Source organism: Myxacorys sp., from assembly GCF_059501405.1.
This window is the reverse complement of record NZ_JCACCM010000090.1, coordinates 1-23,241: the sequence shown is the minus strand read 5'-3', so window position 1 is coordinate 23,241 and position 23,241 is coordinate 1. Positions and strand designations below refer to the sequence as shown.

Sequence of the window (23,241 nt, the reverse complement as noted above, 5' to 3'; positions counted from 1 at the left end):
TCTATGTCTACTGCTCGCCACCACGCTGAATGGCTTTCTCTGGTTGAAGCATCAGGTCCGTTTCTGAGTCTGCCTGTGCTACTCAAGACGTTTCCGTCAGGATTGGATGCTCATGACCCGGAGTCTTTGAAGCGGCTGAGATCGGCATACGAAGAATGGCAGGACAGCCAGTTTGGGTTGAAGCCGGAGCCAGCGATTCACCGAGCTTGGGTGGAGTTTGTGCTGAAGCAAACGCTGGAATTGCCGGAGGAAGTGTTGTTGAGTGGGCAGCAGATGCCACCGGGGTTGAGTGTGGTAGTTGCTGAACAAAACGAAACCTTACGTCCGGATTGGGTGGTGGTGAATCCATCAGGAACATCAGAGGCTGGAAAGCCCCGTTTACTGGTGCAACTTGTGCCAGCAGGGCAGGATTTAGAGAAGCCGTTAAAGGGATCGCGATGGGCGGCGAGTCCGGCGACGCGGATGATGGAGTTGCTGCACGCCTGCAATGTGCAGTTGGGGCTGGTGACGAATGGCGAACATTGGATGTTGGTGAATGCGCCGAAGGGAGAGACAACGGGGTTTATCTCCTGGTACAGCATTCTTTGGGTAGAGGAGCATCTGACGCTGCGGGCGTTTCGGAGTTTGTTGGTGGCGCGGCGGTTCTTTGGGGTCGAGGACTCCCAGACGCTGGAAGCTTTGCTGAGCCAGAGCGTAGCGGATCAGCAGGAAGTCACTGACCAGTTGGGCTATCAGGTGCGGCGGGCAGTGGAAGTGCTGGTACAGGCGATCGCTCGTCTCGACCAGGATCAAAATGGAGTCTTGCTGAAAGACATCTCCGAGTCCCAGATCTATGAGGCAGCCCTGACAGTGATGATGCGACTGGTGTTTCTCTTCTGTGCGGAGGAGCGGGGGTTGCTGCTGTTGGGCGACCCGCTGTATGACCAGCATTATGCGGTGTCTACTCTGCGGGAGCAGTTGCGATCGCACGCGGATCTGCATGGGGAGGAGGTGTTGGAACGACGATCGGATGCCTGGTGCCGATTGCTGGCAACGTTTCGGGCAGTGTATGGCGGGATTTTTCACGATACTTTGCAGCTTCCAGCCTATGGTGGGAGCTTGTTTGACCCCGATCGCTTTTCGTTTTTGGAGGGGCGAGAGCAGGGGACGCATTGGCAGGAAACTGGAGCTGACCCGCTGCGGATCAACAACCGGATTGTGTTGCACTTGCTAGAGGCGTTGCAAATTCTGCAAATCCGGGTGCCGGGCGGTGGAGTGGAGCCGCGTCGGCTGTCGTTTCGGGCGTTGGATATTGAGCAGATTGGGCATGTCTATGAAGGCTTGCTGGATCATACGGCGGTGCGGGCGACTTCGACCGTGTTGGGCTTGGTCGGCACACGCTATGAGGAACCAGAGGTTGCACTGGCAGAGTTAGAGCGTTTCCAAGCGCAAGGTGAAGCGGCGTTGCTGACATTTTTGAAGGAGCAGACGGGACGATCGCTCTCTGCCTTGAAAAAAGCCTTAAGTGTGGAGCTTGAACCACGCGACCAGCAGCGTTTGCGGACGGCTTGCAACAATGACTCGGCACTGTTTGATCGCGTCCTTCCCTTCGCTGGGTTGATCCGGCAGGATACGCTGGGCTACCCAGTGGTGATTCCGGCAGGGGTGGTGTATATGACGGAGGGGGTCGATCGCCGTCAGAGTGGGACGCACTACACGCCGCGTAATCTGACGGAGGAGATTGTGCAGTATACGCTGGAGCCGCTGGTGTATGAGGGCGTGGCAAAGGGGAAGCCAAAGGAAGAGTGGCGGTTGCGATCAGCGGCGGAACTGCTTCAACTGAAGATCTGCGATATGGCGATGGGCAGTGGAGCGTTTTTGGTACAGACCTGTCGTTATCTGGCTGGGAAACTGGTGGAAGCATGGCAGCAGGCGGAGGCAGAGCATCCGGGGCAGGTGGTGATTGCGCCAGACGGAACGCTGTCGGAGGCACGTCCTGAAGAGTGCCCGATTCCGAAAGATTTGGATGAGCGGTTGTTGGTGGCGCGACGGATTGTGGCGGATCGCTGCCTCTACGGAGTCGATAAAAACCCGTTAGCGGTGGAGATGGCAAAGCTGTCGCTGTGGCTGGTGACGCTGGCGAAGGGGCGACCGTTTACGTTTCTGGATCATGCATTGAAGTGGGGCGATTCGCTGTTGGGCATTACTCGTGCTGAACAGATCGAGTATTTGAATCTGAATCCAGACAATGAAGTGGTTCAGTATCCGATCGCCTCTCAAATTTGGCGACCTATTTTGCAGGATGCGATCGCCAAACGCCGCAAGCTGGAAAGTTTTAGCGTCAATGGCATTGAAGATTTACAGGAAAAAGAACGACTGTTTCAGGAAGCAGAACAGGCGATTGATCGGCTTCGGTTTGTGGGGGATTACTTGATTGGCAGAGCGTTGGCAGATGCCGGGAAAACGTCTGATTTGACGACGGAAGATTTGATGGTGGTGTCGCAGCGGATTGAGCAGGAATTAGCAGGAACAGCAACGGTAAAACAAACGCGAGACATTACGGCACTGAGGGCAAGTGCAGAACGAATGTTGAATTTGGGAAATCGAGCAAATCAACCACCTCATAAGCCGTTTCATTGGTTGTTGGAGTTTCCTGAGGTGTTTTTAGAAGGTGAAACGAAGGGATTTGCGGCGATCGTTGGAAATCCTCCATTTCAGGGAGGAATTAAGGTATCGGATGTTTTGGGAGCAGACTACCGGGAGCATTTAGTTGAGCAGCTTGCTTATGGTCAACGTGGTAGTGCTGATTTATGTGCTTATTTCTTTTTACGAGCCGTTCAGATCCTAAAAATTGCCGGATGCTTTGGTTTAATTGCAACAAACACCATTGCTCAGGGCGATACTCGTGAAGTTGGATTGAACCAGTTGATCGACAAGGGCTTTACCATTACTCGTGCTATATCTAGTCGTCCCTGGATAGGTGGTGCAAGCTTGGAAGTGTCCCTCGTTTGGATGTTTAGTGGTAGCTGGCTAAGTGAATTTTTATTAGATGCTAAACCTGCCTCTGGCATCACTCCTCTTTTGACAGAGATAGGGCAATTTGATGGCACACCTTATAAACTTGCTAAAAATGCAAGTCAAGCATTCAAGGGGCATAATGTATATGGCTTGGGGTTCATTCTGGAAGTAGAAGAAGCCAAAGATCTCATTGATAGAAATATCAAAAATCAAGAAGTCTTGTTTCCCTATCTAACTGGTCAAGATCTAAATTCTAGTCCTCAACACTCTGCTAGCCGATGGGTTATTAATTTTAGAAATTATTCATATGACAAATGCCTAAACTATCCAGAAATAATTGATATTGTTGAACAAAGAGTAAAACCAGAACGTTTAAACAATAAACGTCAAGCTCGTCGTGAGCGTTGGTGGATTTTTGGTGATTATGCATCTGGTTTAGAAAAAGCTCTTGTAGGAATGAAAAGAGTTTTAGTATTTGCACAAACAAGTAAGACAAAGTATCCAGTTTTTGTTTCTACAGATATTGTCTTTGATCAGAAATTGGTAGTCATTGTTTCTGATAGTGATAGTTTATTTTGTGTTTTGTGTTCCAATTTTCATTACTGGTGGGTTTTAGTATATGGGAGTTCTTTAAGAACAGATGCGGTCTATACTCCCTCTGACTGCTTTGAAACTTTCCCCTTCCCTACATTCGATCTCTCAGATCTCGACACCCAATTTCCATCTCTCGGCATGATCGGCGAAACCTACTACACTCATCGTCAGGCAGTCATGCGCGATCTCCAGGAAGGGCTGACCAAAACCTACAACCGCTTTCATAACGCCAGTGAGATGGCAGATGATATTCAGAAATTGCGATCGCTGCATATTGAGATGGATCAGGCAGTGGCTGCTGCCTACGGTTGGCAAGACCTCGACTTAGAGCACGGTTTTCATAAGACGAAACAGGGCAATCGGTTCACCATCAGCGAAACCGCTCGACGTGAAGTGCTCGATCGGCTGCTGGAGTTGAACCATCAGCGCTACGCCGAAGAAGTTGCTCAGGGCTTGCATGATAAAGGCAAGAAGAAAGGGAAAACCAACAAACAGAGCAGATCTAAAACAGTGAGCGTTCCATCCACAGGCGAGATAGTCCAGGGCCAGCTGTTTTGATCGACACAAAACTCCTCCGCAAGGAAACATCGATTTATCCTTAATTTGAGCAAGTAGAGAGAGCTTTATGGCTGGCTACAGAACCCCACCAGGAACAATTATCAATACGATCAAAAGCTTGCTCAGAGAAAGATACAAGCAAGGGTTTCCCATCATCAAAGAAATCATTCAAAACGCCAACGACGGGAAGGCAACCAGTTTAGACTTTGGCATTGCTAGAGGTCTAGATAGCAACATTAGTCATCCTCTCCTCAAAACACCTGCTTTATTCTTTCTCAACAACGGCACATTCAATAAAGAGGACCAAGAAGCGATTTCTTGCTTCGGCATTGATGCTAATGCCAAAGACAAAGGAAAAATCGGGAAATTCGGCCTTGGGCAGAAGAGCGTTTTTCATTTTTGTGAAGCCTTTTTCTATATCGCCCGTTCTAGCAATATTTCAGAGGGGTGCGGAGAATTTATCAACCCTTGGGCAACCTCGGAAGGAGTCGATGCAAAAAGACCCGAATGGACCGAGATTTCCCAGGTAGATCTTCAGCATCTAGAAAACTATCTAATCACCCAGAAACTCATTACCCCAAATACTCCACAATATTTTCTGCTGTGGGTTCCCCTCCGTCAGCGCATGCCCGACGAACGGTGCATCCTGGCCAACTACTACGAAGATTTAAGCTCAGTTCGAGACAACCTACCCGCAGATATGGAAGCCAGAATTGGGCAACTCCTTCCCTTATTACGCCACCTGAAAAAGGTCAAATACTGGCTACCCGAGACTAAAGGTTCGCTTCAGCAACACTTTCATATTCAGTTGGATGAGAAAAGTGCCCTGGCACGTTGCATTTATCCCGACGCAGCCAATGAGGCGATCGAGCCGGATGAACATGACCTGGAAGGCAATGTCCTTTTAAGCTCGTCTAACAATATCAAGTTTGCAGGCAAGGAACGAATTCTACCCGCCACCGATTTTGCCCGTCTGCTGCCCGGAGCCGCCAATAACTCCAGTCACTTCTGGAAAGACTTACAAACCTCTTCCCTTTGGACCAGACGCTCCTCCATTAATGAAAATGGGGATGAGGAGATGATCCCAGATAAATCCATTCCCCACTGTGCTGTAGTGTTGACCCAACAGCCCTCCAGCGAGAACGGGAGCGCTAAAGTCACCCTGCAATGGTCTGTTTTTCTCCCACTCTCTAGCGACGAAAATAATTCCAGTACCGAGAGTGCTGAACAAGAAGTCCATCAACAAATCAGTTGTGAGGGCAATCAGGACTACACCATTTTTCTACATGGCTACTTCTTCTTAGACTCTGGCAGAAAGTATATTGAGGGCCTGCAGAGTATTCGCAGTAATTCCTTTAAGCAAAAAACTCCTGAGACGGAGGATGAAATGATTGCCCAATGGAATTATCTATTGGCGATGAAAGGCACATTGAAGCTTGTGCTACCTGCATTAGAAAAGCTCTGTGGTACTCACAACCTTTCTGCTAACGAGATTACCCATCTCTGTAATGGAATTCGTCAATCTAGACTCTACACAATTAAAACTTATAGAGAGCGGATTTGCGAAGAATACCAGTGGGTCTTTTCCACAGAACCATCCGGCAGCAGTTGGCAAATGGTTAGTGCCAACATTTCAGTGCGCCTCCTGCCAGGGATTCCAGATTGGCAAGCGTTTCCCAGTCTGGAATCCCTGGCTGAAAACCACTATCTCATCCTCTCAGACAAACCTAACCTCCTCCCATACACAGATTCTGCATGGAAGCCGGATGAAATCTGCGCTCTCCTAGAGAACCTCAATATTCGTTCAGTATTTTCAGAGCCTAACGCTCTCAGTTACTTGCTAAATGTGCTGAAACAAAACGAGAAGGCAGTTAAGCATACAGAGGTACAAGCCCACTTAATGACAGTCCTGGGAAAGGCGTTCATTAAATTCGATACGCAAAAACCGCAACAAAAAACCTTATTACCTCTGATCCAAAATTTAGTTGCGTATCTTGCTCCAGACAAACGCTTCAAAATTTCTAGCTTTGAAGCTAACGAGCAAGTTAGACATGGAGTCTTGAAACAGCTTTATGAGCTTGATCTGAATCTATTACCGATTTACGCTTCATTTGAGCCGTCACTCTTCAGTAGCACAGGTACTCTCAGCCATGAATCAGTTGTTGTAGTCCTGACTAAGCTTAGTCAGGTATTAACTGAAGACGCAGCCAGGCAGAAAGTGATCTGTGAACTCATTTGCCAAGTTTTGGAACAGTTGAAACAAACTGGCTCCCTTGAAGCAATCCTCAAGGCCTTAGAGCAGCTACCCCTCTTTATTGGCTATAACCATCGTGATCAAGAGTCCTACCTATACCCGTATGTCATCTTGCAGGTATATCACAGCCAGAAATGCTTGTTTAGGGGAGATGGAAGAACCAATAAGCTTGCTAATTCATTGAGAGACGCTGTATCCAGTTGTCCAATTGTTTTTATTGATACAAACTTAGCCAATATTCTGACCGGAGCAGATTCACTGAAAGGATTGCCTGCTCTCAATGCCAAGAGTTGCCTATCCTTACTGAGCACCAAACCAGACCTGACTAATCCCCAAAATCGCACTAACCTTTTAACGGAGCTAATGGATCGTGTCTAAAGAACTGCGTTATCTGTTACATGGGAATAGCTCCAAGTATGAGGATGTGAAAACTGTCCTTTATGTGACTTCTCAGGAGAGCACAGTTTGGCAGAAAGTTGGTCTGCAAGTTCTAACGCAGCAGGGGTCGGCCTGGCGACTGATTGATACCGCATTGATCCAGTCTATTCGGGTAGATAAGTATCCAAGTTTAGGCATCAATCGCCTACAACCTGAACAAGTCGTGGAGTTGATTCGAGAACTGGGTCCTGACTCTGTTGATGGCAATAAATTAACGGTAGGCGATCGCAACGAACTTCTGCGCTACATTAGCCAACGACCTGCCAACGAAGACCTCTGGAAATCCCTCCATCTCCACGAAACCGTTGCCGGAACTCTGGACTTCATTGAAGCAGAGCGAGTTTTCTTAGAAAATCCAGACTTTCCATTAGATCAACGCCTTCAAGAGCAGGTTGTTTTAATTAAAAAAAATCTAGAGATTCAACAGAACTGGATCTCGCCCTGGGAACCTGCTCATGCCATTACTACCATTTTGCAGTTACCGAGACCGCACGCCTATAGCGATCTAATTTTGGATGCGTTACACCGACTATTGCCCAAAGACAGGGACCAGCAAAAAGCCGCTTTAAAGGAGGCACAATGGCTATCAAGGGCATCAGACGGGAAGGCGATTGCTCCAGTTGATATTATCAGGGTCCATACCAGTTTGAAGCTGCATGAACAAACCATTGCCAGCCTGAACAACACGAAATATTCTCGAGATGTTTTATCCAAGTCGATTCGTGATGCCGCTGCGTACAAGTGGGTCACAGAACTATTTATATTTTGGGATGTTAATCAAGTTCTTGAATCGATCCTAAATTACTCAAATCCAGATCTTCAGCACTGGCAACGTTTTTGTCTTGTCATCCTTGATTCACTTCAAAATGACACCAATATTCCAGAATCCTTAAAGAATCGCCTGATCGTAGCCACCTGGATTCCGCTAAAGGAGCAATCAATTGCTCCCAAGCAAATTGTTCTGCCCCTACCCAATCAACTCAATCAGCACTTACCAACATTGATTGATCTAAGTTTGGGGAATTACTTTGAGGAACGTCAACTGTCTCGAACTGTGAGAAACCACAAAAGTTTTCAAGTTCTCCGGAACTTTTTCTCTAAGTGGGATGAAAACTGGATCCTGAGCCTAGTACTAAAGCAAGAGAAACCTCACAACTATTGTGCAATCATCCTGGATGCCCTCAGCAATTTACTCAGTTCACAACACTCACCCAACCAGACCAACCTGCACCAGCTCCAGACAACAGCCTGGTTATTAGACAAACAACAGAATGCTGTATCACCTGACCATGTGATTCACTATCCTGATCTAGAGCCGGAAATTGAAGCGCTACTTCTGGTAATTCCTGACCCCGATGTCGCCTCATCCCAGTTAAGTCGCCAAATTCGCGATCGCTCAGATTGTTGGCCATGGCTCATTGAGAAGCTATTTGTGACTCACAAGGAGGCGCTTAAAGCTGTGGGTGCATCCCTCAGCGAGGCCCCAGAATATCAACTGGGTAACTTCACGGACTTTCCCCTCGATACCTGTTGGGATGTTTTTGCAACCATTGATGTCAGTTTTCTACCAGTCTGGAACTTCACCCAGCTACTTCCTAGGAAGAGCTTTCGGGAATTTCTGTTACCGAACTTACTGGGCTCCATCAATGAGGAAAAGATTGCTCTACTCCTCCAATCCCTCTCCAGTTCGACATCCCAGCCCGAGAAAGCGACTGTAGAGATATTTAATGCCTATCTTCGACTGGCTGTTCAGTACAACATATTTCGCCAAAGCATCTTGCCTCAAATCCGTCTCTTAAACCAGCGAGGAGATTGGCAGACCCCTGACCAGCTAACCTGGGGCAAAAAGGAAAATAGAGAGAACATTGACAAAGCATACGTGCTGAATTCTGAGCAGACCCAGATCATGGGCAGCTATTTAAACTCTCTTTCCCGCAGCCACAATACAGTTCTGGCAACTCAGGCGGTATCAGTTGAGACCAATAATTATAGTGTTTTAAACACGTACTTTAGCACCTGGGAACAGTACTGCCCCCCCTCATTCATTGGGGCATTTATCACCCTACTTATGGGTAATGACCCCGATGTAAAAAACCTCGCTCAGCTTTACTTAGGTCTGCGGGATCCAGAAGCCATGCGTCAACGCTTGCTGGAGGAACGAGATCCATCTAGCCGAAATCTTGAGTTACATGAGTTCCGCATCCATGTTGGTCAGGTTGACAATCGCACTACTACAGTCCGGTCAGTCCTCGGAAGTACATTTAATGCAGCACTCGCTCGATCCTCACAGCCTCCACATCTGTTTGTTAGCGAACTCGAATCAGAAACTCTAGACTTGGAACTCCTGGCTTTCCATCCAGATAGATTTAGTGAGCTAGACCTATCTACACTCCTAAAACAGTCAACTAAGGCACTTTTAAGAGGGGTTTATCAGGTTGGCACTTCATCAATCGATAATTTTTGGGGGCATTTACGTCAATCTGACCAGCTTGATATTCAGGTCGCCAAAAACTTTTTGCTAGAGGGTGCGCCCTATATTATGAGAATGCTGGGGGCACACGATCGTATTCCTGCAATCAAAATCCTTCTCACTAGATGGGATAATTTACGCCACCAGCGAGCAGAACTCAAACAGCAACAAAGATCGGTGGAACGCTTAGATGATCAGATTGAGCAACTATTTGTAGAGTTGTCTAATTTAGTTGAAGGTGAATCCGCTGAAAGTGAGCAGATCCGTGATGATTTATTAGAGTCTGTTAGAGCCAAAATAGATCTGCATGGCTATCGCCCGCAAAGTATTCCGTTTGAGTTGTTTCAGAATGCAGACGATGCAGTTGTTGAGTGGATGCAAATGTCACCCGCCCAGAAACTGGATGAAGACAGAACTCAGTTTCTAGTAGTTGCTGCCACTAATCAACTTTTGTTCATTCATGCTGGCAGGCCAATCAACTGTTTTCAGCATTCCGATTCTCCTGGTAAACAATACCGTGAAGCAGGGTTCGATCGCGACCTGGAGAAGATGCTCACGTTCAACATTTCCGACAAAGGAGAACATGTTACTGGGAAGTTCGGATTAGGATTTAAGAGCGTTTATCTCGTCTGCAAAGAACCGCGTGTTATCAGCAAAAATTTGGGGTTTGTTGTAGAAGGCGGGCTAATTCCATCCCGACTGGCCCCACAAGTCACTACTGATTTGAGGAGAACAGTTCAAAATCACCTGCATCTAACTGATGCAACAGCTGTCGAGTTAGACCTTGAAGAGGACTACTCGGTTGAAGACGTGATGCAGCCTTTCCAGGAATTTGCCAGTATCCTGCTGGTATTTTCCAGAGCCATCAAACAATGCAAACTGATTTCAGCAAGTTCTCAACCCATCAGCTTAGTTTGGCACCCAATATCCATCCCTGGCGTTCCTGCGGTTGAAGTTGGCAAGCGACCCATCTCTTCAAGCATCTATGCCGATAAATCCTTGTTACTCTGCATTAGAACGGCAGAAGCCACCTTACTGCTGGGTATGGCTGAACAAGATGGTCGGCTCACAAAAACTCTACCCGACGATATCCCAACTTTCTGGGTCACAGCACCCACCCGAGAAGTTCTCTTTTTAGGATTTGCGTTAAATGCCAACTTTGATATCACAACTGGGCGAGAAAGTTTAGTCAAATCGTCAACCCGCAACCGAGATTTGGCCAACCGAATTGGCGAGGCACTCGGAGGCATTCTCTGCGCCCTAGCCCGTGTCAGCGAGCAAAACTGGCAGACCCTTGCTGAGACATTTGGCTTCACAACAATTAGTGAGTACGAGTTCTGGAAATTTCTCTGGCAAGAGTTGGCTATTCGCTGGCAACAAAAAGATCCTAGTGAAGGACAGGAAATTATCAGCTGTATGTTGGGGGGAACGCGTGGGATGGGGCATTTAATCACCCACTGTCGAGCTTTACCCAGCGGGCTATACGGCGCTTATCGCCAGTTACTCTCAATCACTGAGGTTTGCTACCAGGTAATGGGTAAGCTTTCAGAGTCAGCTGTATTTTTGCAAACAGCCAATTGGGGTCATTTCCAGCAAACGTATCAGGGCAAGCTGATTTCCCAAAGCCAATGGAAACAGGCCAAGGCTCTCCTGGGAACATCATTTGACTCGCAGCGTCATCCTGTGAACGAGTTGCGATTACTCGATGTTTTGCAAACAGAGATTGGTGCAACGTCCCCCAGAGTGGATTCAACCAAGGCTAACCAAGTTGGCTCCCTGATTACTAGAGACTTCTTAAATTCCTTAGAAACCTCCCCAGAACGCAATCAGCTCCAAGATTTCTTGCAGGACGCTGAGTTTATGTCTCAGGCAGAGACTTATTTACCCTGCCAACAGCTATTGTGCGATCGCTCCAGTCCTTCTGAAGAGGCTTTGCTGGCTGCATTTGCACCTGATCGCTGCATTTTGCATCTGGATTACCAGGATACTGGCTTGGCTTTCTTCTATGCCAGTCGGTTGCGGAGAGAAAGTATTCCTATTAACGAACTAACGGAATGGGCTTTACAAGCAGACACTCCAGAAAAACAGGAGGCAGTTAAGAATTATTTGCTCTCTGGGGAGATGCGGGAACCATTGGCTGTCAAGCTCTACGAAACCGGCGAAGGTTTCTGGATTACTAGTGATGCTGATATATCCGGAGTTCTCCACCTCATGGTTCAAATTGCTATTAAGCGCGGAGAACCTGTCACCCACCCTCCAATACCCCCTGGTACGGACGAGGAACTCGGCTATGAGTTTTCAGATTACGATGATCTCAACTTTGAGTTCCGTACTCCTTGCACACAGAACGATTTTTCACTCTCAAGATCGCCTGATGAACTAGACGCCTTTGCCCAAACGCTTATAGAAGGGCTGAATTACGAACGGTCAATCTGGAAAGGGTATATTTACCACTTTACACATGTTGAGAATGCAGCCTCAATTATTCAAAGTGAGCAATTACGGGCCAGAAATTATTGCCAGACCTTTAGAGACTCTGCGGGCACAACGTTGATCCACAACACTGGAAATGATGTGAAAGACTTCGCACGCTTCTACTACCGACCCAAAACCCCAACCCAGTGGCATAATGAGGGGTTGGGCAAACGTCGAGGCGATATTTATGCACTCTGCCCTGTCCCCATTTTCTTCCGCTTTGATCTGAGGCGTGTCCTGGCAACCCAGGGACGCAGATGCGGTTCCAGTAATGGTAATCTTGCCGCTTCAGGTTCCCATTATGGAAATAGCACCGCGTTTCTGGAACAGTGTTTTGACTTTGACAATGTCTACTCATCCTTGCTTCAGGTTGGCAAACATACGTTCTTGAGAGCATCTCAGCAAGAGTTTATTGTCCATCAACAACTCTGTCTGGATCAATTGAGCTTAGAGGACATCACGATTATTTGCCGAACCGCTCAGGACAAGCAAACGTTATTGCATTTCATCGGCAGAAACTCAAAGTATAGTAGTAGAGTATTTTGTGAAAGGGAGGTAGCCAGCACTGGCAGCTTTTTCTATCATGAAAATCCTACAATTGTGGTTAGAAATGATAGTCAACCCATTGAGATACAAATTGACAATTACGACAACGCTGTAGGCGACATTAAGGGTGAAATAGTTCTTCGTTTTACGCAAGAGCCTCCATTGGACTATGAAGTTGGCTCTCAGTTTAATAGTATTTCCAAGGTCTCTTTTGGAAACTCAATCTATGTGAATGCCTCGCGCAACGTTCAACTACAATGCAGGCAAAACACCTTAATGAGTGTTTATTTTCAGGAAAATGGTAGGGACTGGCTGATTTACACCAATGAACCTTCAAATCATTAAAGGTAATTTGTTTACCTCAACTTGCCAAACACTTGTTAATACCATTAACTGTGTGGGAGTGATGGGAGCTGGTATTGCTCTGGAATTTCGCTTACGCTATCCTGAAATGTATGAACGCTATATTCAGCTTTGCCAACAAAAAGAAATTGATATTGGCAAGCTCTGGATATATAAGACCGATCAACGATGGATTCTCAACTTTCCTACTAAGAAACACTGGAAATATAACTCGGAATTGCGATTTCTAGAGTTGGGGTTGCATAAATTTATTGATACCTATGAGAGCAAGGGAATTACTTCTATCGCTTTTCCAATGCTTGGAACCCAGAATGGTGGAATATCTGTAGATGATTCATTGGCAGTCATGAAAAGATATTTGAGTGGCTGTAGTTTGCCTGTTGAAATATATTTGTACGATCCCACTGCTCCAGATGATATTTTCACTCGAATTAAGGAACGTTATCTCTTGCTATCTGATCAAGAAATAACTGAAATAACTGCCTTAAAGCAGCCTTACATTAAAAGAGTGAGGCAAGCGATACAACAGGATCAACTCTGTAGTTTGGCTGGTTTGCTGTCAACTCAGGGGATAGGAATTTCCACCGTAGAGAAAACTCTGTTAGTTCTTAAATAGAATCCTGAGAAGATAGTTTGCTCTGGAAGTGATTCCTCTCCTGAGACCACACTGGAAAATTACATTACGAATGTGGGGCTTTTCTCAATTAAGTGGATTTGCTAGAAGAGGTGGTTAAAATTTTACCTTTAATGTCCTTCGAGATTATCCACAAGCCCACCTTTACTAATCAACTGCTCGCCATCCCTAAAGAGCGAGTCATGCAGATCTTGGAAAAGATTGAGGTTTTACGGGATGACCCCAAACCTCACGGTAGTCTCAAGAAAAAACTGCATGGTTACAAAGGTGACATTTACCGTCTGCGTTCTGGGGACTTCCGCATCATTTACACCTATGGAGACGGTTGGGTAGCCCTATTGGGGGTTGATGCCCGTAAGGATGTTTATAAGGGCGACAAACTGGTTACCGAAGAAGCTGAGATTGATATCACTGCCTTTGCTAAGCTTGACGACCTGTTGACCCCTGAGAAGCCGCCGTCTCCTGAACCCAGACCGTCTCAAGCCGAAACCTTTTTACCCGTTGAGCTAACGGAAGCACTGCTCGATCACTTACTCATCCCCAAAACCTGTTTCCCTGCGCTCCTTACCTGCCGTACCTTCGATGACTTGCTTGAGGCCGATGTTCCGGATGCAGTACGCGATCGTCTCTTCGATTGCATTACAGCCCCTAATTTTGATCACGTCCTCAATCAGCCCAGTTTTGTCACGGGCAGCCCTGACGCACTGCTGCGCTTCAAGGAAGGGGATTTGCTCGGCTTCCTGCTCAAGCTCAATCCCGAACAAGAGAAATTTGTCACTTGGGCAAGCAATGCCGCAGGTCCCACCCTACTCAAGGGCAGTCCCGGTACAGGCAAAAGTACCGTGGCACTCTACCGTACCCGTCAGATCCTGCAACAGCTTCAGGCAAATGGTGTCAGTCAGCCCCGGATTCTCTTCACCACTTACACCAATGCCCTTGTCACCTTCTCTGAGCAACTGCTGCAACAGCTTTTGGGCCAAGACGCTCAGTTTGTTGAGGTCAAGACAGCCGATGCCTTAATCTACTCACTAGTCTGTCACTCCACAGGACAACCAAACATCGCTGCTACCAAAGATCTGCTCAAGCTGGTGCAACAAGCCGTCCCCAAAGCGATCGCCACTTTAGAGGGCAATGCCCTGCAACAACAGGCACAACAACTCATCCTGCAACGCCTTCAGCCCGAGTACTTGCTGGAGGAACTGACCGAGATGATTGATGCTAGAGGAATTGAAACGCTGGAGGCCTACCTCACAACGCCTCGCGCAGGGCGCAGCATTCCGCTCAACAAGATGCAGCGGCAGGCGATCTGGCAGCTGCGGCAGCACTGCGATCGCTTGCTCGCAGACCAGGGCATGGAAACCTGGTCACAAATGCGAAACCGTGCTTTAGCCCTACTGCAAAACGCTTCAGAGCCACAACTCTATGATGCGGTCATTATCGACGAAGCCCAGGACCTCAGCCCGAGCGTTCTACGGTTTCTGATCCAACTCTGCAAGCAACCAAATCGCCTCTTCATTACCGCCGATGCCAACCAGTCTATCTATGGCAGCAGTTTCCGCTGGGGTGAGGTGCATGAATCGCTCAAGTTTGTTGGACGCACAGGCATATTAAAAGTTAACCACCGTACCACTCAGGAAATTGGGGAAGCTGCCTATGCCTACCTTCAAGAGGGCACCCTGGATAAAGACGATATTGAACGGCTCTATATCCATACAGGTCCACCGCCAGCGGTACGTGCCATCTCTGATCGCGCCTCCGAAGGCAACCTTCTGACTCAGTTCTGCCGCACCGCCGCCCATGAATTCCGCTTGGGATTAGGAGCCTGTGCGATCCTGGTGCCGACTGAAAAAGCAGGCAAGAATCTAACAGGACAGCTAAACTATCTGGGTATCGAAGCGCGGTTTATGACGAGCAAAGACCTGGATCTCAACTATAAAGGGGTGAAGGTGTTACCACTCAAAGCGGCAAAGGGTTTGGAGTTCCCAATCGTGGCGATTGCAGGCTTTTTAGAGAGTGCCTACCCCGCGATTCCCAAAGGCACCGCGCCAGAAGCTGCCACTGAAATTTTGACCCGTGAGCGACGTACCCTCTATGTTGCGATGACGAGAGCTATGCGTGCCCTTCTGGTGCTAGTGCCTGCCAAGCAGCCACCGTCTTTGCTCCAAACGTTTGATTCTCATCTCTGGAACCTTGGTAACGCATGAAAATCATCAAACTCCCAGCCATGCTTCCGGGTGCTTTAGACCTGGCAGCGGTCAACCAACAATTACGCGATCGCACGGCTCAACTGGACTGGAGTGCCGTTATTTCTGCCTCTGAGAAGCATCTTGCTGTGTTGCTAGCAGGACTTGATCTCTCTGATGATGCCGATGTTCTCGATTGCGAAGACAGCACCCTGTCAGACACGATTGCAGAGAAAGTGGTGCAAGCACTTCAGGGAGCACCGAACAAAACGAAGACAGTGAAAGCAGCACCAACCTCTGCCAGAGTGGCTCCTACGGTTTGGCAGCAACCTAGCCTAGTTGAGCCCCAGTTTGTGGCGACGACACAGGAGCAGAGCGGAGGACAGGGCAAGTTGATTGAGATGCAATTTGTTTCGGTAAACACACAGGAAGCTAAGCAACCCTCCGCTGAAGCTGCTGATAGCCAGGAGCATAATCCCCCACCGATCTTGAAGCTACCGTCCCACTATCAAATTCGAGCCGAGCTAGAACAGGCAGTACTAGCGGATTTGTTGGGTCCAGCAGGCGGTGAATACGAAGAAGTGGATGAAGCACGAGTCAGCGATCGCTATTTGGTCGGCTTACTGGCTCCCCTCCACCGGCGTACCCGTCCCGTTCCAACCGATGATCCATTAGAGCCCACGGACGAACTGGCTGCTGCCAAAACTGGCACCGTTGATGAAAGCACTGAACAACTCGATGAACTCGCTGTGGGCGGTACAGGAACGATCGATGACGGCACTACTGAAGCAACCAATCCGGTGATCGAAACCATGTTCCCGTCTTCGCTGGGCATGAGCTTTTGTGTAAGTGGTACTGCTAAAGCCATCAAAATCAAAGCGGGATGGGGACAGTACGAGCGTGCCAAAAGCGAATCTCTAGAAACGCCAACAGGCGCACCGAAAACAGTCTGGCGCAGGTACCCAGTCGTGGGACAATCCCCTCCGATACCCCTTAAAGCAGGTGGAATCGATTCCTGGATCATTGACCCAGCCCGTGAGGTATACGTGCGAGGGCAGATTCGTGCCTGTGGGGATGACTGGATCATCAGTTTGTTCCTGGTTAACGAACAGCGAGAACCGGAGCGATCTCCCGACCAGGCATGGCTGTTTCAGCCTGAATTGAGCGTAGAAGCTGCAGACCCTCATCAGCGCGATATTTTCATCCGTAAAGCGCAGCAACGTTCGCTGGGCAAACTCGACCCGGTGCAGTATGCCGAAGAGCAGGCAATGGCAATGCTTTATCGGCATCAGGTTGAATTTGCCGTAGGGCTTGGGACAGGTGTTCATGCGGAGTTAGCCGACGGCAGCACTGATCGTGCTGTGCGGCTGTGCACACGGGTTGTTCCCACCTACGAAGTCCCTAAAACCGATGCACCTACGCCCGATGAGATGCCGGGACTGGCAGGACTCGTTTTAGACATGCAAGTTTTAGCGGAGACTCCCCCGACTGCACTGCTTGAGCAACTGAATCCCCTCGTTAATGCCTATGCCGCCTGGATTGTTGGGCAGGCAGCTCGTGTCGCTGATACCACTGCCCAACTGCAAGGCTATGAGACGATCGCCAATGATACGTTGGCAAACTGTACCCGCACTTTAGAGCGGATTCAGGCAGGACTAGCGTTATTGCAGACGGACCCACAAGCCCTCGAAGCGTTTCAGTTTGCAAACCGGGCCATGTGGCAGCAACGGGTGCACTCGCTCTACGCTGAACAGAAGCGACGCGGCGAAGACCAGGAACTTAGCAATGTGGATGTGCCGAAAAATCGGTCCTGGCGACCCTTTCAGATGGCATTCATCCTGCTAAATTTACCCAGTATTACTGACCTGCACCACCCGGATCGCAGCCACGAAACAGAAGCGATCGCCGATTTGCTCTGGTTCCCCACCGGGGGTGGTAAGACAGAAGCTTATTTAGGGCTGACCGCTTACACAATCGGGCTGCGACGTTTACAAGGCGCGATCGCCGGACGGTCTGGAGAAGCAGGTGTGGCTGTGCTGATGCGTTACACTCTACGCTTGCTAACTCTCCAGCAATTCCAGCGAGCCACAGCCTTAATTTGTGCCTGTGAAGCGATCCGTCGAGAAGACCCAGTTAAATGGGGCAACGAGCCGTTTCGGATCGGCTTATGGGTGGGTCAGAAAACGACTCCCAACCGCACGGAGCAAAGCGAAGAATTCCTCAAACAAAAGCTGGGACAATATCAACCGACTAGCAGTGGCTCTCCACACCAGCTCACAAACTGTCCCTGGTGCGGCACCAAAATCGACCCCGGTAAGCAGCACATTAAAGTGGAGTCCTTTGCCAAAGGACAGGCACGTACCCTAATTTACTGCGGTGATGCCCTCGGTCGCTGTCTATTTACTCAAAAACAATCTCCGACCGAAGGCTTGCCAATTTTAGTGGTGGATGAAGAAATCTACCGTCGTCTACCGACGCTGCTGATTGCCACCGTCGATAAATTTGCCCAGATGCCGTGGAATGGTGCCGTGCAAATGTTGTTTGGGCAGGTAGACGGCTACTGTCAACGACATGGGTTTGTCTCGCCCGAAATCGAGGATACTTCGAGTCATCCTGCCAAGTATGGTCAACCGCTGGCTAAAACCCTCCCTTCCAATCCCTTGCGTCCCCCGGATCTAATTATTCAGGATGAATTACACCTGATCAGTGGTCCCCTTGGTACGCTGGTGGGTCTCTACGAAACGGCAGTAGATAAACTCTGTTCCTGGACAGTGGATGGTAAAACAGTCCGCCCTAAGGTGATCGCTTCGACGGCGACCATCCGGCAAGCGCGTGACCAGATCCATCATCTCTTCTTACGACAGGTACAGGTTTTCCCACCGCAAGGTTTGGATGTCACCGACAACTTCTTCTCCCTCCAACGCGAACCAGGTGAAGACTATCCCGGACGACGCTATTTAGGTATCTGTGCTACAGGGCGTCGGTTGAAAGCGGCGCTGATTCGGGTTTATACGGCGGTACTCGCTGCCTCGCAGGCGCTTTACGACAAATATGGCGAAGCGGCTGACCCCTGGATGACCTTGGTGGGCTACTTCAACTCCATGCGGGAACTCGGTGGTACACGGCGCTTGGTGGATGACGACATCCAGTCTCGCCTGGGCAAGATGGATCAACGGGGGCTGGCAAAGCGATCTCGTCTTGAGGTGAAAGAACTGACCTCCCGCATTGCTTCCACCGATATTCCCCTTGTTCTCGATGCGCTGGAAGTGCCCTTCAACCCCAACCTCGACAAGAAAACCCATACTCGCAAACCCATTGACGTGCTGCTGGCAACCAATATGATTTCGGTTGGTGTGGACGTGCGGCGGTTAGGCGCAATGGTAGTCACAGGACAGCCCAAAACGACAGCGGAATACATTCAGGCAACATCTCGTGTCGGGCGCGCTTTTCCTGGTCTTGTATTCACTGTCTATAACTGGGCGCGACCAAGGGATTTGTCTCACTATGAGCAGTTTGAACATTACCACACGACCTTCTACAAACACGTCGAAGCCCTCTCCGTGACTCCCTTTGCGCCCCGCGCCATCGATCGTGGTTTGGCAGCGTTATTTGTCTCCTTGGTACGGTTGCAGGGAACAGAACTCAACCAGAATGAAAAAGCGGGGCGGATTGATCGCAATCATCCTTACATTCAAGCAGCCGTCGATACGATCGTGACGCGTGCGGCAAATGTCGATGGTCTTAAAACCAGGGATTTGGTCAAGCAGGAATTAGAAGCAAAACTGGATTACTGGCTAGAGCAAGCAGACAACTTGCTTGGTGGAGCCGTGTTAGGCTACAAACCCAAAAAGGACGGCATTACTCAAGGCTTGTTGGCGCAACCGGGACAGGGAGACTGGCAACCCTTCACCTGCTTGAATTCACTTCGCAACGTGGAGCCAACGATTGGGCTCATTCTGGACGATCGCATTCCAGATGATGATTTCCGAACACCCCAGCCCATGCCCAGTTCACCCTGATTGAGAGGCTTCTATGGCACAAGCACAACCCCGCAGCAAAGTTGGTGAACTACGTCCTAGCCAAATTCTGTTTTCTGCTGGCATTGGTTCCGTGATTGATTTACCAAATCTCTCCACCATGGTAATGGGGCTAGATGATTGGGATCTGACTCACGCGGCTGAACTTGGAGAAGAACGCTTATTGGCAGTCGTGCGGCGATCACTTAGCTATTCGGTAAAGCGTTTACTGTCCCCACCCCTGCCACCAGAAGCGGATGGCATGCCGCCTCTCTTAGACGAGGGCCAGCGTGTTGGGATTCCAGTCTCACCTTTCCCCACCTGGATGCTCTGTCCAAATTGTCGCCTATTGGCTCCGCTCCAATCTGGACTCTTTGACCTCAAGACTGATCGCTTTCGCTTAGATCAAAACCGCTACATCCACACCAACTGTCCCAAAGGGAAATATCCACCCACCGTCATCCCTGCTCGGTTCCTGGTGGCTTGCAGACATGGGCATTTGGATGATTTTCCCTGGAGGTACTTCGTCCATCGCGGTGTCGATTGTAAAAAGGGAACATTACGGCTGTACGAGTATGGTGTCTCGGGGTCTGCGGCTGATATTGAAGTTAAATGTGATGGCTGTGGTGCTAGTCGTCGGATGTCGGATGCCTTTGGGGAGTTGGGCAAAAAATATCTGCCTCAATGTCGCGGTCGCCACGTGCACCTACGGAATTTTGATGAAGGCGGTTGCGACCAGCAAATGGTAGGCATTTCACTCGGTGCTTCCAACAGTTGGTTTCCCATAACCCTCTCCGCCCTTTCGATTCCTACGGCTGTTGATAAGCTGGCCCAACTGGTTGAGAAACACTGGACGGTGCTAGAAAAAGCCGTCAGTCTAGAAGTTCTGGCTGCCTTTCGGCAGATTGGGCAACTGAAGGAGTTTGCGAAGTATCCAGACGGAGACATTTGGGCGCAGATGCAGCAAAGGCGCTCGGCTACATCTGACGAAGCAGATGATGAAGCCAAAGACATCAAAACTCCCGAGTGGCAGGTTTTCTCAAATGCAGACACCAGCCTTAATTCTGCTGATTTCTGGCTCACCCCCGTTGCCTCACCGAAAGGTTATGAAATGTATTTCAGCAAAGTGGTGCTAGTCGAACGACTGCGAGAAGTTAGAGCCTTAGTTGGCTTTACTCGGATTGAATCGCCCGGTGACTTTAATGAAACTGGGGAGTTGCCGGAAGATTACTGGGCACCACTGAGCCGCCAAGAACCGAAGTGGGTTCCGGCAACCGAAGTCCGAGGAGAAGGGTTATTTATTCAATTCAACGAATCGGCGATCGCTCAGTGGGAAAGCTTGCCACAACTTAAAGCCTACAGAAAACAGAGTGTAGAGGCACATCGGCGTTGGCGCACAGCGCGATCGCTTGATCCTGATGCTAATTATCCGGGCGTTCGCTACCTGCTACTGCATTCTTTCGCTCATGCCCTAATGCGACAGTTAGCCATTGAATGTGGCTATAGCGCTGCCAGTCTGAGGGAGCGCATCTACTCCAAGTCCCCGGCTGATCCAAGCGGACCAATGGCAGGCATTCTGCTCTACACGGCAGCACCCGATAGTGAGGGCACCTTGGGTGGCTTAGTGAGTTTAGGGGAACCGGCCACCCTCGGTCGCCATCTTGACCAGGCATTAGAGCAGATGCGGTTATGTGCCTCTGACCCCCTTTGCGCAGAGCATAGCCCGCTCCAATCTCTTAACTCCTTGCATTGGGCTGCCTGCCATGCTTGCCTCTTCAGCCCAGAGACGTCCTGCGAACGGGGCAATAAATACCTTGATCGGACGCTCCTGATTCCAACAGTCAAGACTGAATTAGAGTCCCTTGCCTTCTTTAAGCAGGTGGTTTGATCTTGGTTCTCCTATCTGCAAAACTGCTGGAACATCTGCATCAGGTCGCTCAAGAAGTGCCAGCATCTACCCTGGATGTCCTGATGCGAGTGCTCATGACTGTTAGTTTCGGTGAGTCGTCAACGTTAAAGCATAAACTTTTGCCCTTGCTGCCAAGAGCATCATGGCGACAGCTTACCAGTGACTTGATTGATGTGTGGCAGGCCGAGACAACCTTATTGGATGGCAACGCGATCGCGGCTGCCCTAGCAACAGCCGCGCACTGCCAAAACACACTTCAACAGGAGCTATCGGCTGAGCTGGTTTGGACAGGACCCAATCCAGAAGCACTGCCTCTACGGCGCACCGATCAAACCTTATTGCAACTGATTCGAGCTGCACAGCAGGATCTACTGATTGTCAGTTTTGCCATTTACAATATCCCTGAGATTGTTCAAGCACTCATCGCTGCTATCGATCGTGGGGTCAACGTTCGCATTATTGCTGAGACTCCTGAAGCTAGCAGCGGCAAAATCTCCTTTGGTATGGCAGCCACTTTTGGGGCTGAGATCTTAGAACGCTCTCAGGTCTATGTCTGGCACAAGAAAAAACGTCCTGTGGATGAGCAGGGGCGATATGGCTCCCTTCATGCCAAGTGTGCTGTTTGCGATCAGCAGCACCTCTTCATTTCCAGTGCCAACCTGACAGCCTATGCCATGTCACTCAACATCGAGATGGGTGTCTTGATTCATAATCGAGCTTTGGCAACACAGGTGATGCAGCAGATCAGCAGCCTCATCTTGCATGGTGACCTGGCTTATTGGGAGAATAGTAGCTGACACTCGATGGCATAAGTGCTTTTGGTTCGTTAACAATGAGAGAATGCTCTCACAGACACTATTTCGACTTTCGTTTTGACTTCTATGGCATGGCGAAGCCAACGCGGCATCGAAGTGACTAACGAGTCCGGTCGTGTTCTAGACCTGTGGAAAGTTAACTAAACAGATACTCCAAACTCAAATCGATTGATGAACAGCCTGATGACCACATCATGCAACCACTCGGACTTGGAAAAACAAATGGTTTTGCGAGCTAGTCGCTTAATTCGAGTTCGCAATGTTAGATGTTTGCGCTCAATCCTTTGAGTATTCACTTTGCCCACGGTGTGAAGCACGGGTTCGACATGCCGCTCATATGCTCCCCAACCATCGGTGTAAAACTGGGTAATACCGAAAGGTTCAAGTAGCACTTTCAGTTCGAGAAATGCAGCATCTTTGTGTTCTGCCAGCACATACGCCAACACTGCTCCGGTCTTGTGGTCAACTGCGTGCCACAACGGGCGCTGATGTCGCTTGGAACCCACAAAGCTCCACATTTCATCTAGTTCTGCTTCCGTATCTTCCCACTGACAAAGATTTACGATGGTTTGAGTTGGCTCTAGTTGGGCAAGACGCGCTTCATTCACCGCTTTCAGTTTTGGGCTTTTTTTTGAGCTGTTCAATCACGGTCGTCGGACTGATTCTCAGCACCCGTGCGGTGTCTCGGATGCCACTCCCATTGGTTGCCATGTCTGCGATCTGCTGCTTTACTTCGGGTAGGTAGCCCCGATAGGCATACTGCCGGATAAAGGTGCGCCGAGAACACTCCAGATGACGACACTTATAGCGTTGTTTGCCTTCTTCCGACTGACCATGCTTGACCACATCTTCACTGCCGCAGCTAGGGCAAAGAATGGGTTCGAGAACCATCTGAGGAATCTTGGCTTGAAAACGACTCCTCCATTATTCCTTATTCCACAGGTCTTGTATCTTCAGAGTTAAGGGAGGTAGACCGTCACAGGTCTGGT

At 49.2% G+C, this 23,241-nt stretch carries 9 protein-coding genes; 8 read left to right on the top strand and 1 reads right to left on the bottom strand.

Annotation, left to right across the window (positions count from 1 at the left end; all coding sequences use genetic code 11):
* Nucleotides 1-3 precede the first annotated feature (3 nt).
* The 8 genes from AC5I6P_RS10660 (at nt 4) to drmC (ending at nt 22,234) form a co-directional block, all read left to right on the top strand.
* Entirely contained in the window at nt 4-4,149 is a 4,146-nt protein-coding gene (locus AC5I6P_RS10660; protein WP_495693734.1) for an Eco57I restriction-modification methylase domain-containing protein, read from the top strand.
* A gap of 67 nt (nt 4,150-4,216) precedes the next feature.
* The gene (locus AC5I6P_RS10655; RefSeq protein WP_495693733.1) at nt 4,217-6,781 is read left to right on the top strand and encodes a sacsin N-terminal ATP-binding-like domain-containing protein; all 2,565 of its coding nucleotides are present in this window, start codon (nt 4,217-4,219) and stop codon (nt 6,779-6,781) included.
* Complete coding sequence (locus AC5I6P_RS10650) at nt 6,774-12,677, top strand: DarT ssDNA thymidine ADP-ribosyltransferase family protein (RefSeq protein ID WP_495693732.1); 5,904 nt, start codon at nt 6,774-6,776, stop codon at nt 12,675-12,677. Before AC5I6P_RS10655 ends, AC5I6P_RS10650 begins: the two co-directional genes overlap by 8 nt.
* Complete coding sequence (locus AC5I6P_RS10645) at nt 12,658-13,311, top strand: macro domain-containing protein (RefSeq protein WP_495693731.1); 654 nt, start codon at nt 12,658-12,660, stop codon at nt 13,309-13,311. Before AC5I6P_RS10650 ends, AC5I6P_RS10645 begins: the two co-directional genes overlap by 20 nt.
* Nucleotides 13,312-13,442: 131 nt before the next feature.
* On the top strand, nt 13,443-15,533 hold the full coding sequence (locus AC5I6P_RS10640; RefSeq protein ID WP_495693730.1) for a UvrD-helicase domain-containing protein: 2,091 nt from the start codon (nt 13,443-13,445) through the stop codon (nt 15,531-15,533).
* Complete coding sequence (gene drmA / locus AC5I6P_RS10635) at nt 15,530-19,531, top strand: DISARM system helicase DrmA (protein WP_495693729.1); 4,002 nt, start codon at nt 15,530-15,532, stop codon at nt 19,529-19,531. Before AC5I6P_RS10640 ends, drmA begins: the two co-directional genes overlap by 4 nt.
* A 13-nt stretch (nt 19,532-19,544) precedes the next feature.
* Complete coding sequence (gene drmB / locus AC5I6P_RS10630; protein ID WP_495693728.1) at nt 19,545-21,416, top strand: DrmB family protein; 1,872 nt, start codon at nt 19,545-19,547, stop codon at nt 21,414-21,416.
* 2 nt (nt 21,417-21,418) lie between these two features.
* Nucleotides 21,419-22,234 carry a DISARM system phospholipase D-like protein DrmC gene (gene drmC / locus AC5I6P_RS10625; RefSeq protein WP_495693727.1) on the top strand — a complete coding sequence of 272 codons (816 nt, stop codon included), beginning with the start codon at nt 21,419-21,421 and terminating at the stop codon, nt 22,232-22,234.
* 158 nt (nt 22,235-22,392) lie between these two features.
* On the opposite strand, the gene AC5I6P_RS10620 is transcribed toward drmC, so the two are convergent.
* Nucleotides 22,393-23,143 (bottom strand): IS1 family transposase gene (locus tag AC5I6P_RS10620; protein ID WP_495693726.1). Its coding sequence is split into 2 segments (ribosomal slippage): nt 22,393-22,884 and nt 22,886-23,143, totalling 750 coding nucleotides; the frame shifts between segments, so codons are not numbered across the junction.
* Between the last annotated feature and the right edge of the window lie 98 nt (nt 23,144-23,241).